This window comes from Agromyces sp. S2-1-8 (assembly GCF_021129215.1).
Taxonomy (GTDB): Bacteria; Actinomycetota; Actinomycetes; order Actinomycetales; family Microbacteriaceae; genus Agromyces; species Agromyces chromiiresistens.
Window position 1 is genome coordinate 3,308,266 of record NZ_JAJOLP010000001.1, and the last position, 15,562, is coordinate 3,323,827.

Annotated in this window: 14 protein-coding genes; 5 read left to right on the forward strand and 9 right to left on the reverse strand. The window is 70.6% G+C overall.

The window, feature by feature from the left end:
* Positions 1-5: 5 nt before the first annotated feature.
* From LR269_RS15165 to wecB, 9 genes are all read right to left on the reverse strand, one after another.
* Positions 6-1,202, reverse strand: coding sequence for a hypothetical protein (locus LR269_RS15165; protein WP_231431589.1), 1,197 nt, complete (start codon positions 1,200-1,202; stop codon positions 6-8).
* Entirely contained in the window at positions 1,199-2,434 is a 1,236-nt protein-coding gene (locus LR269_RS15170) for a hypothetical protein (RefSeq protein WP_231431590.1), read from the reverse strand. The genes LR269_RS15165 and LR269_RS15170 overlap by 4 nt, the downstream gene beginning before the upstream one ends.
* Positions 2,431-2,853: a hypothetical protein gene (locus LR269_RS15175; RefSeq protein WP_231431591.1), complete on the reverse strand. Its 423-nt coding sequence runs from the start codon at positions 2,851-2,853 to the stop codon at positions 2,431-2,433. The genes LR269_RS15170 and LR269_RS15175 overlap by 4 nt, the downstream gene beginning before the upstream one ends.
* Positions 2,850-4,172 carry a glycosyltransferase gene (locus LR269_RS15180; RefSeq protein ID WP_231431592.1) on the reverse strand — a complete coding sequence of 441 codons (1,323 nt, stop codon included), beginning with the start codon at positions 4,170-4,172 and terminating at the stop codon, positions 2,850-2,852. Before LR269_RS15180 ends, LR269_RS15175 begins: the two co-directional genes overlap by 4 nt.
* Positions 4,169-5,374, reverse strand: a complete 1,206-nt coding sequence (locus tag LR269_RS15185; protein WP_231431593.1) for a glycosyltransferase — start codon at positions 5,372-5,374, stop codon at positions 4,169-4,171. Before LR269_RS15185 ends, LR269_RS15180 begins: the two co-directional genes overlap by 4 nt.
* Positions 5,371-7,149, reverse strand: coding sequence for an ABC transporter ATP-binding protein (locus LR269_RS15190; protein ID WP_231431594.1), 1,779 nt, complete (start codon positions 7,147-7,149; stop codon positions 5,371-5,373). The genes LR269_RS15185 and LR269_RS15190 overlap by 4 nt, the downstream gene beginning before the upstream one ends.
* Before the next feature lie 4 nt (positions 7,150-7,153).
* The gene (locus LR269_RS15195; protein WP_231431595.1) at positions 7,154-8,140 is read right to left on the reverse strand and encodes a Gfo/Idh/MocA family protein; all 987 of its coding nucleotides are present in this window, start codon (positions 8,138-8,140) and stop codon (positions 7,154-7,156) included.
* Entirely contained in the window at positions 8,140-9,243 is a 1,104-nt protein-coding gene (locus LR269_RS15200) for a DegT/DnrJ/EryC1/StrS aminotransferase family protein (protein ID WP_231431596.1), read from the reverse strand. Before LR269_RS15200 ends, LR269_RS15195 begins: the two co-directional genes overlap by 1 nt.
* A gap of 103 nt (positions 9,244-9,346) precedes the next feature.
* Positions 9,347-10,417 carry a non-hydrolyzing UDP-N-acetylglucosamine 2-epimerase gene (gene wecB, locus LR269_RS15205; RefSeq protein ID WP_231431597.1) on the reverse strand — a complete coding sequence of 357 codons (1,071 nt, stop codon included), beginning with the start codon at positions 10,415-10,417 and terminating at the stop codon, positions 9,347-9,349.
* Positions 10,418-10,486: 69 nt separating this feature from the next.
* Here wecB and LR269_RS15210 point away from each other — a divergent pair, with 69 nt between their 5' ends.
* The 5 genes from LR269_RS15210 (at position 10,487) to LR269_RS15230 (ending at position 15,557) form a co-directional block, all read left to right on the forward strand.
* Positions 10,487-11,224, forward strand: coding sequence for a glycosyltransferase family 2 protein (locus LR269_RS15210; protein ID WP_231431598.1), 738 nt, complete (start codon positions 10,487-10,489; stop codon positions 11,222-11,224).
* A 5-nt stretch (positions 11,225-11,229) separates the two neighbouring features.
* A complete protein-coding gene (locus LR269_RS15215) occupies positions 11,230-11,607 on the forward strand; it encodes a DUF2304 domain-containing protein (protein ID WP_231431599.1) in 378 nt (125 codons plus the stop codon).
* 31 nt (positions 11,608-11,638) lie between these two features.
* Positions 11,639-12,253: an acyltransferase gene (locus tag LR269_RS15220; protein WP_231431600.1), complete on the forward strand. Its 615-nt coding sequence runs from the start codon at positions 11,639-11,641 to the stop codon at positions 12,251-12,253.
* On the forward strand, positions 12,250-13,455 hold the full coding sequence (locus tag LR269_RS15225; protein ID WP_231431601.1) for a glycosyltransferase family 4 protein: 1,206 nt from the start codon (positions 12,250-12,252) through the stop codon (positions 13,453-13,455). The genes LR269_RS15220 and LR269_RS15225 overlap by 4 nt, the downstream gene beginning before the upstream one ends.
* Positions 13,456-13,607: 152 nt before the next feature.
* On the forward strand, positions 13,608-15,557 hold the full coding sequence (locus LR269_RS15230; RefSeq protein WP_231431602.1) for a DUF6541 family protein: 1,950 nt from the start codon (positions 13,608-13,610) through the stop codon (positions 15,555-15,557).
* The last annotated feature ends 5 nt before the right edge of the window (positions 15,558-15,562 follow it).

Genomic DNA, 15,562 nt, shown 5'->3' on the forward strand with positions numbered 1-15,562 from the left:
CCTGTTCACTCCCCGATCCTATCCGATCCCTCGTCGACGTCCTGCGGCCGGCTCCCGGTCAGGCGCGCCATGATCCGCTCCTCGACGGCGATGTCGGCATCGGAGGACAATCGTTCCGCCGCGGCATCCGCCGCCTGCTTGAACGCCGCAATCTGCTCACGCGAGAGGGCGGAGATGGTCGCCGTGAGGTCGTCGGCCTCGTAACCGGCGGTCACGGCTCCGATGCCGTTGTCGTCGATGACGCGACTGGTCTCGTCCCCCGGTCCGAAGACGACCCCGATCCGCGCCTGGACGAAGTCGAAGAGCTTGTTCGGCAATGCGAGGCGGTGATTCGGCGTGTGCGGCGGGAGCAGGTACACCCCGAGGTCGTAGGGGTTCAGCGCTGCGGGGAGTCCGCTCGGAGTCGTGGGCTCGTGCAACGTCGTGCGGGGGCTCGCCTCGATCCTGGCGAGCAGCTTCTTCCAGTACGCATCGCCCTGCCGGGCTGCGATCAGGAAGAGATCGAGGCTGTAGCCGTCCCCCAGGTCGTCGACCGCATCGATGAGCGCTTCGATGTTGCGACCCGGCACCGCGCCTCCGCTGTGCACGAGCCGGATGCGGTCGTTCTCCATCGGCGACGGCCCCAGTCCGTCGGCGAACGGCCTGGCGTTCCGCACGAGCTCGGTGGTGACGCCGTAGCGCTCCTCGTACATCGAGCAGATGGCCGCACCCACGGACGTCGCGACATCGACCCGCGGAAGGTAGCGTGCGCACACCCAGTCCATGAACGGAGCGACCAGGAGTCGCCACGACAGCACGTGGGAGCGCTCGGCCGGGGCCCACTCGTGCAGGTCGCACCAGATCTTCGGCGAACCCGCCACGGTGAACGCCAGGGGAAGCGCGCGGGCCTCGTTGGCGACGACGACGTCGAACTCGCGGCCAGCGAGCAGCCGATGCGCCGCCTTCACCGCGGGCGCATCGAGCTCGACCGATGCATAGCGGCGGAGACCCAGCTTCAGCACGCCGCCGAGGGTCTGGGGCAGCGACGGCAGCGCGCTGTCGATCTCGATGTGATCGTCCGCGGCGGCAGGACGTGGCCCGTAGGACAGCGTCGTGACGTGCCCGTAGCGCGACAGCACGTCGAGCTGCCGGAGCACGCGCGCGTCAGCGGTGATGTCCGAGAAGGAGATGCAGAGGATGCGGGCTGGTCGGGATGCTGTCATGGTCGCTCCTGATCACTGGCTTCGGATGCGGCGGAGGTGCCGAGGAACTCGGACAGCGTCCTCGCAGACGCTCGCCCGTCGTGGACCGCCTCGACGAAGGCGCGCCCGGAGGCCGCCATCGCCCGCGCACCCGCCCGATCGTCGAGGAGGGCGAGCACGGTCTCCTCGACCGCGTCGATGCGCGACTCGACGATGGGCAGCTCCCGGCCGGTCGCCCGCTGGACCTCGGTTCGCACGCGGTCGGAGACGTGACCGACGACGACGCGGCCGGCGGCCATGGCCTCGCAGGCCGCGACGCCGTAGTCGCCCAGGCGGAACTGGTCGAGCACGATGTCCGCGGCCCGATAGACCCCCGGCATCTCCGTTGCGGGCACGCCTTCGAGGCGGCGGTACCGGATGACGCCACGCGCATCCAACCGTTGAAGCCGGGCGTCGATCGAGGGATCGCCCTTCATCGCCGGATTGCTCGGGGCGTAGGCGACGACCGGGCGGTCCGAGGTGAGCGGCGCGTCGGGTGCGGTCCACGAGTCGATGTCGACGACGACGGGGAGCCAGACCGCCCGCGGGACGTCGAGGAGACCCGGCGTCGACACGAAGACCGGGAAGTCGGATTCGGCGACCGCCTCGAGGTTCGCCGCGGCGTTGCGTTCGAGCCTGGCGGTCTGATCGTCGGGATAGGAGCCGGAACGCCCGAACGGCGAGTCGGGTTCGCTCCGGGCATGCGCGCTCGGGAGCCGGATGTCGCTCCCGTGCCAGAGGAACGCGACGGACAGGCCCGATCGCGACAGCTCGCGGAGCGGGTCCGCCGCCGATCCCCCGAGCGCGCCGCGGAACGGGTGCCGACCGGACTCGATCAGCGCGTGCGAGAACCCCTCGACGAGTTCGCGGCGCTGGGCGCGCTGCCAGCGCCGCGAGAAGACGGTGGCCGCCAACGGCACCGCGACGTCCACCGGGAACGCAGGGTTCCGAGCCCCGCGCGGAATCGTCGCGAGGCTGACGGCCGCGGCCCCGTCGAGGTCGTTCCGGATGGCGTTGGCCCACCGGAACCCCTGCCCTGCGGAGTTCGCCGGACCGATGAACACGGCGACCCGTGACGACGGGGCGACGGCGACCGCCAGGCCGGTCGGATCCCAGCGCAACCCCGATGGAAGGACCCGGAGCAGCAGCGGCTCGGGAACGAGGCGAGCGAGCATCGGCGCCAGAGGGGCGAGGACGGAGCCGAGACCGCTCACCGGTGTGCGATCCTGGTCCGCGCCGCGGCGTACCCGCGCACGGCGACCGTGGTCGAACCACCGCGCTCGCCGCGCTGCAGCCACTTCCATGCTGCGAACCCGGCGTCGCGTTCGGCGGCGATGATCATGTCCGCGTCCCCGATCCGGCGCTCCACCTCTGCAGCCGAAGCCGAAGCGCGCCAGAATCGAACGCCGCCGTCGAGCGGCAGGACCCGCACGAGCATCCGTCCCGGCAACGTGTGGGAGAGCGCCGCGACCAGCCTGGCGGATCGGTGCGACTGCCGCAGGGTCACCCACCCGTCGGTCTCCGGCACGGCGGGGCCGCTCCAGCAGACCACGGTCACGCTGTCCTCGTCGGTCAGCCCCGGGAGGTCCTCGGCCGAATGGCGCCCGCTGGGCGCGAGCACGACGATGTTCATCGGCCACCACCGTTCACCGAGAGCAAGCGATCGACACCGTCGACGGCGGCCTCGAGCTGATGCCCGCGCTCCCAACGGGCTCCCCATGAGATCGCGTCAGCCCTCGATCCGTCGGTCTGCGCGCGTGCCTGCGCGGCGCCGGCGATGAGCGCATCGGCGATGTCGTCGGCGGCCATCGAGGCCGACGGCGACCACGCAGGCGAACCCGCCATGACCGCCGACGCCGCACTCGACGGATCGTGCACCGAGACGACGGGGAGGCCGGTCGCCGCGAATTCGAAGACCTTGCCGCTCGTCACCCCGGGCCCGCTCGCCAGGGCGAGCACCAGCGCGTCGAAGGTTGCGTACACCTCGGGGATCTGCGCCTTCGCCACCGGCCCCTCGTAGGTGATGCCGACCGCGGAACCGCGCTGCAGGAAGCTCTCCAGATGTTCGCCGGCGATCCCAGTCCGCCCGAGGTGGCCTCGAAGCACGAGCCTCGCCCGCGCCAGTTCGGGCGAGCGCTCGCGGGCCCGCACCCAGCCCGCCAGGAGTTCCTCGGCGGGGAACTGGCCGTGGTTGATGGTGCCGATGTAGCCGAACGTCAGCGGACGATCCGGGGCTGCGGACACGAGGGGAACGGCGGGCGAGACGCCGTCGATGGTGTCGAACCCGTTGGGGACCACCCGCATCCGCTCGCTCGACCGAGGGTACTTCGCGGCGTGCCAACCACGAATCGGCTCGTTCACGAACCAGATCTGGTCCGCGGACTCGATCAGTCGGGACTCCCAGCGCTCCGCACGTCGCGTCGCGCGCGGATTCCGCCCGCCGGTGAAGACGTCGATCGTCCAGGCGTCGCGGTAATCCATGATGTTCCGAACCCCGTGCCGGCGCTTCAGGTGCCAGCCGGGGATGAAGTCGACGGACGGGCTCGCCGTGCCGAGTGCGACGTCGACGCGTCGCGCGCGGTGAATCTCCTCGGCGGCCCGCACGAGCTCGCGACGCCATCCGCCGAAGCCCGCCTCCGGGAACGGAAGTCCGCGCACAGCACCCCAGAGTTCGGGGAATCGCGCCTGCGCGCGCGTCCAGTCGCCGACGTCGCTCGCGTACAGGCCGGAGGAGAACGGCACCTCGACCCTGCGCACCCGTTCGCCGACCTGGGCGGACAGCGACGCGTCGATGAGTCCCTCATCGGAGAAGAGCTTCCGTGGAGCGGTGAGGACGGTCACCTCCCATCCGCGCGCCGCGAAGGCGTTCGCGAGTCCGATGGCACGGTACACACCGCTGGTTCTGGCCGGCGCGAACGCCCATGCGGTGAGCAGGAGGTGGCGCCCGCTCATGGTGTCCGCCCCAGGAACGGCGCGAGCACGCGCGCCGACAGTTCCCCGTTGTGGACGGCCTCGACGAAGGCAGGACCGGCGTTCGCGATCGGCCGATACGCCTCGGGACGCTCGGCGACGTCACGGAGCACCTCTTCAAGGGTGTCGGGGGTCGCCTCGACCACCGGCACCTCGCGTCCGCTCACCTGCTGGATGTGGTCCCGGACCTGATCGTGGAGATGCGCGATCACCAGTCGACCCGCCGCCATCGCCTCGATCGACGTCGTCGCGTAGATGCCGAGGGTGAACTGGTCGAGGACGATGTCGGCGTCCGAGTAGCGACCCGGCATCTCGTTCGCGGGGACCTTGACGATCCGCTGGTAGTCGACGACCTTCTCGTCGGACAGGCGATTCACGATCGGCTCGATGAGCGCGGTGCCCTTCACCGCCGGGTTCGTCGGAGCGTGCAGGACCACTGGCGTTCCGCCGGACAGCGCTTCGCGTTCCGCCTTCCACTCGGCCGGGTCGACCACGATCGGAAGCCACGACGCCGCCGGCCAGTCGAGCAGGAGTTCGGGCGTCGCGACGAAGGTGGGCGCGTCGAGCCGGGCGAAGAGCTGCCGGTTCTTGAGCGCGCGCGCCTCGAGCGCTCGGATCCAATCCTGATCCGCGTCCCGGAACGGCGACCACTTGTCGACCTGGGCGTGGCGGCTGGGCAGGCGCAGGTCCGTTCCGAGGCTCGCGAGGCCGACCGCGAGCCCGCGGTCGCGCAGCCAGATCGCCTCTCGCTCCACGAACCCCTGGAAAGCGAGGCCGAAGAGGTGCCGCTCCGCCTCGATGAGCACATGCGTGAACCGCTCCGCCACGGCGTCCCGCTGCCGCCGCCCCCAGTCCCCCGACGAGGTGAACACGATCTCGGGAACGGAGTAGTCGGCCGGGAACCCGAAGTCGCCGCGTGTGCGGTACTGCATGTTGACGGCGCCGACACCCGGCAACCGCTCGGCCGAGCGTGCCCAGCGGTAGCCCTGGGCCGCGAAGTTCGCGGGGGCGACGTAGAGGCGGGCTTCGCCGGAGGGTGCGGTCACCGGCGGCGGGACGTCCGCGGGCGAGAACCGGCGCGACGGCGGCCGGAGCCAGCGCGAGACCCGATCGGGCAGCCGTCCGACGACGAGTCGGTACGCGATCCCGGCCTTCCGCTTGATGCCCGTCAGGACGCCGGTCATGCGAGCCCGGCCAACTTCGCCTGCGCCGCGAACTCAGGACTCTGCGCCACGACCGTCGCGAAATCGCCCTGCGCCGCCACCGTTCCGTCCTTCATGAACAGGACGACATCGGAATCGCGGATCGTGCTGAGGCGGTGCGCGACGGCGATCACGGTGACGTCGCCGCGCAACTCCCGGATCGCCGAGGCGACGTCGGATTCCGTCTTCGTGTCGAGCGCGCTCGTCGCCTCGTCGAGGACGAGGACGAGCGGATCGGTGTAGAGCGCACGGGCGATGCCGAGGCGCTGGCGCTGGCCGCCGGAGAGCGTGAGCCCACGCTCGCCGACGCGCGCATTCAGGCCGTCCGCACGCTGCTCGATCACGCTCCACAACTGAGCACGGCGGGCGGCCTGCTCGGCTCGGGCCAGGTCGACGTCGTCACCCCACGTCAGGGCGATGTTCTGCGCGATCGTGCCGTCGAAGAGCGTCACCTCCTGCGGGACGAACGCGACGTGCTTGCGCCAGGCATCCATCACGTCCTCGAGCGGCAGCCCGTCGATGCGGATCTGTCCACCGGTCGGCGTCAGCAGGCCGAGCAGCAGGTCGATGAGGGTCGACTTGCCTGCGCCCGAGGCACCCGCGATGCCGATCGTCGATCCCATCGGAACACGCAGGTCGACCTCGCGCACCGCCGGGATGTCGCTGCCGGGGAAGGTGAACGCGACGTCCGTCAGTTCGAGCACTCGGGGCTGGCCCGGCAGCGGCGCCTTGCCGAGCACCTCACGATCGGCGAGGAACTTCGTCGACGCCTCGATGTCGGCGACCACCGCATCGACGTACGGGACGGACGTCATGGTCCGGGTGATGACCGCTTGGAAGCCGGTGAGTGATGGAACGAGCCGGAATCCGGCGATGCCGAAGAGCGCGATCGCGGCGATGGCCTCCTCCCGTCCCCCGAAGAGGAACGCGACTCCTCCGACGATGAGGAAGCCGCCGATGATCGCCGCATCGAAGATGAACCGCGGGACCGTCGAGAGGAAGCTCGCGTTCGCGCGCGCCTGCGCGGTCTGGGCGCGATTCCTCCGGATGACCTCGCTGACCTCGTCCGCCTTGTCCCGCAGGGTGATCTCCTTCAGGGACGCGACCATCCCCGAGATCAGCGCCGCGACGCGCAACGACGAATCGCGAGCGACCCTGCCCGCCTGTCGCGTCTTGCCGCTCAGCACGACGTACTGCAGCATGGCGATGCCGCCGAGGTAGACGACCGTCACGAGCGCCGTCGCCGGCTGCGCGAACACGATGACGCCGACCACGCCGACGGAGGTCACCAGGAGGCCCAGCAGCGTCGTGAGCGGCAGCAGGAAGCCGGCCACGACGTTGGCGATGCCGCTGTCGGTCATGGCGACGATCTGCGCGCTGTTGCGCGACAGTCGGTCCGTCCAGGACGCGCGAATGTATGCGCCGAAGAGCTGCTGGCCGATCGCGAGCTCGTAGGAGGCGAACCGCCGCGTGGCGATCCACTGGAGCCAGACGTTGGCCGCCGACTTGCCGATGACGACCAGGGCGAGGATGAGGACCAGCCACAGCACCTGGGCTTCGTCGATCGCGCCGATGACGGGCAGCGACAACGGACCACCGGCGATCACCGCGGCGAGCGTCAGGGCGAGCAGCATCAACGCCACGACGTCGACGACGGCGAGCCCCGCGGATACCAGTGAGAACACGAGGAGGAACCGCCGGGCCGAGTGCGGCAGGAACGGCAGGAGCCGCCGAAGCGTGCGAGCGATCTGCTTCATGGTGCTAGGGCTGCAGAACCTTGCCCTCGCGGGCGCTTTCGAGCGCCGCCTCGACGACGGCGAGCGTCCGCAGCGCCTGCTCCATCGTCACGACGTCGCTCGGCTTGCCGAGCACCGCGTCCCTGAAGGCCTCGTGCTCGACCCGCAGCGGCTCCCGCTTCGGGAAGGCGAAGCGCGTCACGTCGCCCTCGGACACTCCCCGGAACGCCGTCACGGACTCCCACTCGAGCGGGATGGTGCCGTTCGCGTAGAACGTGAGGTCGCCCGTGGACGTGTCGGCGACGAACGCTCCGCGCTCACCCGTCACGACGGTGACCCGCTCCTTCATCGGGCTGAGCCAGTTCACGAGATGGCTGACGATCGCCCCGGACGCCAGTCGGCCCGTGATCGCGATCATGTCCTCGTGTTCGCGCCCGCTCTTGAAGGTGGTCTGCGCGAACACCGTCTCGTACTCGCTCTGCGCGACCCACGCGGTGAGGTCGACATCGTGCGACGCGAGGTCCTTCGCGACCCCGACATCGGCGATTCGCGAGGGGAAGGGACCCTGCCGCCGCGTCTGGATCTGGTAGACCGCCCCCAGCTCGCCGGCCTCGAGCCGGCGGCGCAGCTCCTGCAACGCCGGGTTGAAGCGCTCGATGTGTCCGACCGCGCCGACGAGGCCGGCCTCGCGGAATGCATCGACCATGCGGGCACCGGCTTCGACCGAATCCGCGATGGGCTTCTCGACGAGCGCGTGGATCCCGGCGTCCGCCAGCTTCAGCGCGGCATCTTCGTGGAATCGCGTCGGTACCGCCACGACCGCGACGTCGATGCCCGCCGCGATGAGCGCGTCGATGTCGGGGAGCACCTCGAGACCGCCCGCGACGCCGTGGGGGTCTCCGCCGGGATCGGCGATCGCGACGAGCTCGACGCCGTCGAGTTCGCGGAGCACCCGTGCGTGGTGCCGGCCCATCATGCCGACGCCGAGGAGGCCGGCGCGCAGCGCGGCCATCAGGCGCCGGCCCCTGCCACGGCTTCGACGGCGGCGGCGATGCGCTCCAGGTCGCCCTGCGTGAGCGAGGGGTGGACGGGCAGCGATACGGCCTCGAGCGCGGCGCGCTCGGTCTCGGGGAGGTCGAGGCCGGGCGCATACTGCGCGAGCGATGGGAGCCGGTGATTCGGGATCGGGTAGTAGACGCCGCTGCCGACCTGGTGCTCCTCCTTCAGCGCCCTGACGAAGCCATCGCGATCGTCGACCACGCGAATCGTGTACTGGTGGTAGACGTGCACGGCGTCGGGCGCCACGGGCGGTACGACGACGCCCTTCAGGTTGGCGTCGAGGAACGCCGCGTTCTCTTGACGCGCCCGGGTCCAGGCATCCACCTTCGTCAGCTGGACTCGGCCGATCGCGGCGTGGATGTCGGTCATCCGCGCGTTGAACCCGACGATCTCGTTCTGGTACTGGCGCTCCATACCCTGATTGCGCAGCAGGCGGAGTCGTCGTTCGACCTCGGGGTCTCCCGTCGAGACCATTCCGCCCTCGCCCGACGTCATGTTCTTCGTCGGGTAGAGGCTGAACATCGCGAACGCGCCGAACGTTCCGACCCGACGGCCGCCGAGCGACGCCCCGTGCGCCTGCGCGGCGTCCTCGAACAGCTTCAGCCCGCGTCGTTCGGCGAGATCGCCGAGTGCGCCCACGTTCGCCGGGTGCCCGTACAGGTGGACCGGCATGATGCCGACCGTTCGCTCGGTGATGAGCGACTCGACCGACGAGACGTCCAGGCCGAAGTAGTCGGGCTCGATGTCGGCGAACACCGGCGTCGCGCCGGTCAGGGCGACCGAATTGGCGGTCGCGGCGAACGTGAAGGACGGAACGATCACCTCGTCGCCGGGCCCGACGCCGGCGGCGAGCAGGCCGAGGTGCAACCCGGACGTGCCGGAGTTGACGGCCACGGCAGCCCTGCCGTCGAGCAGGACCTCGGAGAACTCGCGCTCGAACGCGGCGACCTCAGGCCCCTGCGCGACCATTCCGGAACGAAGCACGGCATCGACCGCCGCTCGCTCCTCGTCGCCGATGATCGGCTTCGCCGCAGGGATGAACTCTGGACCGCTCACGCGCCCACCTTTCACTACGTAGTTCTGCTCGACGGCACAAGGCACGACCGCCAATCCTACCGTCTCCGAAAACTCGCGCCATCGCGGTCGGATGGCGCCGATGTCAGGCGCGAGAGCCGGCGAGCAGCGCCTCGATCACGCGTTCGGCCGCACGACCGTCGCCGTACGGCTGCGCATCGGTGGGCGCGGGCGCCGGCCGCTGGACGGCGCGCGCGATCTCCTCATGCGTCTCCGCGAGCACGTTCCAGCCGAGCTCGACCGTCTCCACCCACTCGGTCTCCGTCCGAACGGTCGTGCACGGGACGCCCAGCAGGAACGCCTCCTTCTGCAGACCTCCCGAGTCGGTCACCACACCCGCGCTGCGGAGCGCCACCGAGACGAGCTCGGGGTAGCGCAGCGGACGATGGGGCACGAGCGTGCCGGTCGAGAGCTCGATGCCGTGCTCGGCCGCCTTCGCCACGAGGCGCGGGTGCGCCACGATCAGCACCGGCCGGTCGAGGCTGGCGAGGCTCTCGACGATCGATCGGAGGCGATCGGGGTCATCCGTGTTCTCAGCGCGGTGGATCGTCGCGAGGTAGTAGCCGCGCTCCGGAAGTCCCGCCTCCTCCAGGAGCTTCGGGTACTCGTCGGCGACGGCGTCTCGCACGGCCAGCAGGACATCGGTCATGACGTCGCCGACGACCACGCTGCGTTCGGCGAGGCCCTCGGCGGCGAGGTGGTCGAGCGCCACTTGCGTCGGCGCGAGGCAGAGGTCCGCCGCGTGGTCGGTGAGCACGCGATTGTGCTCCTCGGGCATCCGCCGGTTGAACGACCGCAGCCCCGCCTCGAGGTGCGCGACCGGGTAGTGCAGCTTGACGGCGCTGACGGCCGCCGCCAGCGTCGAGTTGGTGTCGCCGTACACGAGAACCCAGTCGGGGTCGTGCTCGCCCAGCACGGCGTCGAGGGCACCGAGCATGGCGCCGGTCTGCACTCCGTGGCTGCCGGACCCCACACCCAGGTGCACCGTCGGCGCGGGGATGCGAAGGTCGTCGAAGAAGACGTCCGACAGCATCGGGTCGTAGTGCTGCCCGGTGTGGACGATGACGTGCTCCACGCCGGCAGACTGGGCGGCCCGGGCGATGGGAGCGAGCTTGACGAACTGCGGGCGGGCGCCGACGACACTGAGAACCTTCACGCATCGATCGTAGACGAGCGCGACTTCCGCGCACGTTCTCGAAAGGGTTCGATTGCTAGTATCACCGTCATGCCCTCGACTCCGCTGCGCCCGCTCATCGTGCTGCCAGCGTTCAACGAGGAGCAGGCGCTCGGGCCATTGCTCGACGAGATCTCGGAGGCCCTTCCCACGATCGACTGCCTCGTCGTCAACGACGGCTCGGGCGACGGGACGGTCGCCGTCGCGCGGGATCGCGGGGTCACGGTGGTCGACCTCCCGTTCAATCTCGGCGTCGGAGGGGCGATGCGAGCCGGCTTCCGCTACGCCCTGCGCAACGGGTACTCGGCGGTCGTGCAGGTCGATGCGGACGGACAGCACGACCCGCGGGACGTGCCACGGCTGGTCGCCGAACTCGAGGACGCCGACATCGTGATCGGTGCCCGATTCGCCGGAACGGGCGAGTACAGCGCCCGCGGCCCCCGGAGATGGGCGATGAAGGTCCTCGCCTCCGTCATCGGGCGCATCTCGGGTACGACGCTCACGGATGCGACGAGCGGTTTCAAGGCCAGCGGCCCGCGCGCGGTCTCGCTGTTCGCGGCGACCTATCCTGCCGAGTACCTCGGTGACACCGTCGAGGCGCTCGTGATCGCGGCGCGCGCCGGACTCCGGATCCGGCAGTCGCCCGTGGCGATGCGCGATCGCCAGGGGGGCGTGCCGTCGCACCATCCGGTCAAGGCCGCGGCGTATCTCGCGAGGGCGAGCATGGCGCTCGTCTTCGCGATGACCCGGCCCCGGGTGCGCCTCACGGGAGCCGGGGTGCCCGAATGAGCACCATGACCTATCTCCTCGGAATCGGTGCGGCCCTGATCGCACTCGCGTCCGTGATCGAACTCCTCCGGCGCCGCCGGCTCCGCGAACGCCACGCGATCTGGTGGATCCTCGCGGCGCTGTTCGCCCTCGTCGGTGCGCTCTTCCCCGCGAGCGTCGCGTGGCTCGCCGGTGTGCTCGGCGTCGGCGTCCCGAGCAACCTCGTCTTCTTCATCTCGATCGTCCTGCTGTTCCTGGTCAATCTCCAGCACAGTGCGGAGCTGACCGATCTCGAGGACAAGACGCGCACGCTCGCCGAGGAGTCCGCGCTGCAGAATGTACGCTTGGAGCGGCTCGAGGAGCGGATCGACCCGAAGCGCGATCTCCCCGACGACCGTTCCTGAGGCGCCGCGGCGTCCGGGACGAGACCCCGCCATGAGCAAGAAGGAGTCCATCGTGGCAACCATCGCGGAGAGCGCAGACGTCTCCCCCGACGCACGCATCGGCGACGACACGAAGATCTGGCACCTCGCACAGGTCCGCGAGGGCGCGGAGATCGGCGAGCGGTGCATCGTGGGCCGCGGCGCGTACATCGGCTCTGGCGTCCGCCTCGGCGATGACTGCAAGATCCAGAACTACGCCCTGGTCTACGAACCGGCGCAGCTCGCAGACGGCGTGTTCATCGGCCCGGCCGCCGTCCTCACGAACGACACCTACCCTCGTGCGATCGCGCCGGACGGATCGATCAAGACCGCATCCGACTGGGAGCCCGTCGGCGTCACGATCGAGCGCGGCGCCTCCATCGGCGCACGTGCCGTCTGCATCGCGCCGGTCACGATCGGAGCATGGGCGACGGTCGCCGCGGGCGCCGTCGTCACGAAGGACGTTCCCGCCTTCGCGCTCGTCGCGGGCGTCCCTGCGCGCCGCATCCGCTGGGTCGGCCGGGCCGGTGTGCCGCTCGAGCAGCTCGGCGACGGGGAATGGGTGTGCCCGCAGACGGGCGCCCGCTACGCCGAGTCGAATGGCGAGCTCCACGAGGTCGTTGCGTGAGTCCCGCAAGGGCTCCCAAGAACCCCGCCGCCCCCCGCGTCGTCCTCGCGACCAGGCTGTACGCGCCAGAGGTCAGTGCCGGGGCGTTCCGGTTGCGGGCCCTCGCCCGGTCGCTCATCGATCGTTCGGCGACCGTGCGAGTGCTCACGACCACCCCGCCGCCCACCGCGCCCCGAGGCACCGATGAGGCGTCGCCCGGCCTCGAGATCTCGCGCTTCCCCGCACTCCGCGACGCCGGCGGGAACGTGCGCGGCTACCTCCAGTACCTCAGCTTCGACATCCCCCTCGTGTTCCGGCTGCTCGGGAATCGCTTCGACCTCGCCGTCGCAGAAGCACCACCGACCACCGGCATCATCGTCGCGGCGGTCAGCGCACTGCGGCGCCGCCCGTACGCCTACTACGCCGCCGACATCTGGACCGACGGCGTCGCGGCGATCGGTGCGCCGCGATTCGTCGTCTCCGCCATCCGCTGGCTCGAGGGCGTCACGATGCGTCACGCCTCGACAGTGCTGTCGATCTCGGACGAGGTCACCGACCGGATCGCGCGGTTCGGCGTCCGACCGGACCGGATCGCCACCGTCGGCAACGGCATCGACACCGACGTGTTCGCCCCCGACGGTCCCGCCGCCGACGGCGGCGCACCGTACTTCGTCTACACCGGGACGATGTCGGAGTGGCAGGGGCCGGAGGTGTTCATCCGGGCCCTGCCGCTCGTGCGCGAACACTTCCCAGAGGTCGAGCTCCGGTTCTTCGGTCAGGGCGCTTCCGAGGCGCAGCTGCGCGAGCTCGCGGCCCGGACCGCACCCGACGCCGTCACGTTCGGCGGAGTCGTTCCTCCTGAGCGCTCCGCCGAATGGATCCGCGGAGCGATCGGGGCGCTCGTGAGCATCGTGCCCGGCCTGGGCTACGACTTCGCGCGTCCGACGAAGACGTACGCGGCCGCCGCCTGCGGCACTCCCGTCGTGTTCGCCGGATCCGATGCGAGCAGCGGCGGCATACTCGTCGGGGAGCACGGCCTCGGCGTCCACGCCGCCTTCACCCCCGAAGCCGTCGCGGATGCCATGCTGGCGCTCCTGCGCGCCCACGGCACGGACCGCGCGGCCGCCGAACGGCGCCATCGCGCCGCGTGGGTCGAGCGCAACGCCTCGCTTCACGCGGTCGGGGATTCCGCGGCCGCAGCCGTGCTCGGCGCGCTCGGCTGACGCCCGGTTTCGGCCGCGACCGGTCGAGTAGCATGGACCGTCCCTCAGAAATGGAGCCGAGCACGTGACCTTCGCCCCCTCACGCGACCGGACCTCCACCCGATCGTCCTGCGGCACGTTCGCCGATCACGGTTGCGCAGGCTGAACGCGCGATGTCCTGGTTCGAATTCGCCCCGGTCTTCGCGACCGTCGTCGCGCTCCTCATCGGCATCGGCGCGCCCATCGCCGCCGCGCTCCGGCTCCGCGGCATCGCGTTCGTCGGCGTCGCCATCGGCTCGTCGATCTCATCGATCGGCCTTTCGTCGGTCGTGGCGCCCTGGGTCGGGCTGCCTTGGACGATCGCCCCGCCCCTCATCCTCTCGCTCGTAGTCGCGCTCGTCCTGCTCGTGCTGCGTCGCCGGCTGACGATCGCCCCTGCACGCGGAAGCCGGAACGAATGGGGGCGTCCCTTCCTTGCTCAGTCGATCGCCGTCGTACTGGGCTCCGTGCTCACCCTGCTGTTCATCGCGCCCCAGATCGGCGCCCCGGGCGATCCGGCACAGACCTATGACACCGTCTTCCACCTGAACGCGGTGCAGTGGATCCTCGACACCGGCAACGCCTCGCCGACCGCGATGACGATGACGACGCCTGGGCGGGTCACGAGCTTCTATCCGACGCTGTGGCACGCGATCGTCTCGATCGTCGTCCAGCTGACCGGTGCGTCCATCCCGGTCGCGACGAACGCGGTCGCGCTCGCGGTCGCATCCGTCGTATGGACGGTGGCCTGCGTGTTCCTCGCACGGGTGCTGTTCGGCAGGGCACCGTTCCACGCCCTCCTCGTCGGCGGCCTCAGCGCCGTGTTCGGGGCGTTCCCGGCCATGCTCCTCTGGTTCGGCGTGCTCTACCCGAACCTGCTCGCCGTCGCCGTTCTGCCGATCGCGCTCGCGCTGCTCACGGCGTTGGTCCAGCGGCGGTCCATGCTCGGCATGCGGCCCGTCGCGCTCGCCCTCGCCGCCGCGTGGATCGTCGGCGGGATGACGCTCGCCCACCCGAACGCGCTCTTCAGCCTCTTCGTCCTCACCGTCCCGCTCGTCGTGTACGCGGTCGTCCGCGCCAGCCGGCGGGCCGCACCGGAGCGCCGGGTCCGCGTCGCGGTGCTCTCGTCCGTCGGGGCGATCGCGCTGTTCGCCGTCGAGGCCGTCGCGTTCGCCCGGACCACGACCATGGACAACGGTTGGATGCCGAGCAGGAACTTCCCGGCGGCGGTTCGCGAGGCCCTGACGAACGGCCCCATCGACCTCGACTACGCCTGGGTCGTGAGCGCGTTCATGCTCATCGGGCTGGTCGTCGCCTGCTGGCGGCCGAGACTGCGCTGGACGGTCGGCGCCTACCTGCTGAGCGTCCTCCTCTACGCCGTGGCGGTCGGCTGGCCGGCGGGCCCGCTCCGCACCGCCATCACGGGCGTCTGGTACAACGATGCCTACCGGCTCGCGGCCCTCACGCCCGTCCTCGCGATCCCGCTCGCGGCCCTCGGCGCCGTGAGCGTCGCCCGATGGCTCGCCCGGGGCGTTCGCCTCGGACGCACGAGCGGCCGGCGCACCCCGCGCCTGCCCGCGCTCGCCACCATGATCGTCGTGACCCTCGTCGCGATCGGCGTGCCGTTCGCGTCGAACGTCGCCGACAGCAGCCCCTATGTCGCCGCGCGGTACCGACTCGACGATCGCAGCGTGATGCTCTCCCGCGATGAGGTGGCCTTCCTCGACCGGATCCCCGAACTCGTGCCCGACGACGCGGTGATCGCCGGCAATCCATGGAACGGGAGTTCGCTGGTGTACGCGTACACGGGCCTCCGGACGCTGTTCCCGCATGTCGGCGGCGCCTACCCCGACGCGTACTGGGCCCTCGCGGAAGGCCTGGCCGATGGGACTCCCGAGGCCTGCGCCGCGGCGCACGATCTCGGCGTCACGCACGTCCTCGACTTCGGCGACCGATTCATCTTCGGCACGGACGAACGGGCCGAGCAGTATCCCGGGCTGACCGGCATCGACGCCGACGCCGACGGTCTGACGCTCGTCGACGCCGACGGAGAGATCGGACTCTACGCGGTCGACTGCGACTGACCCGG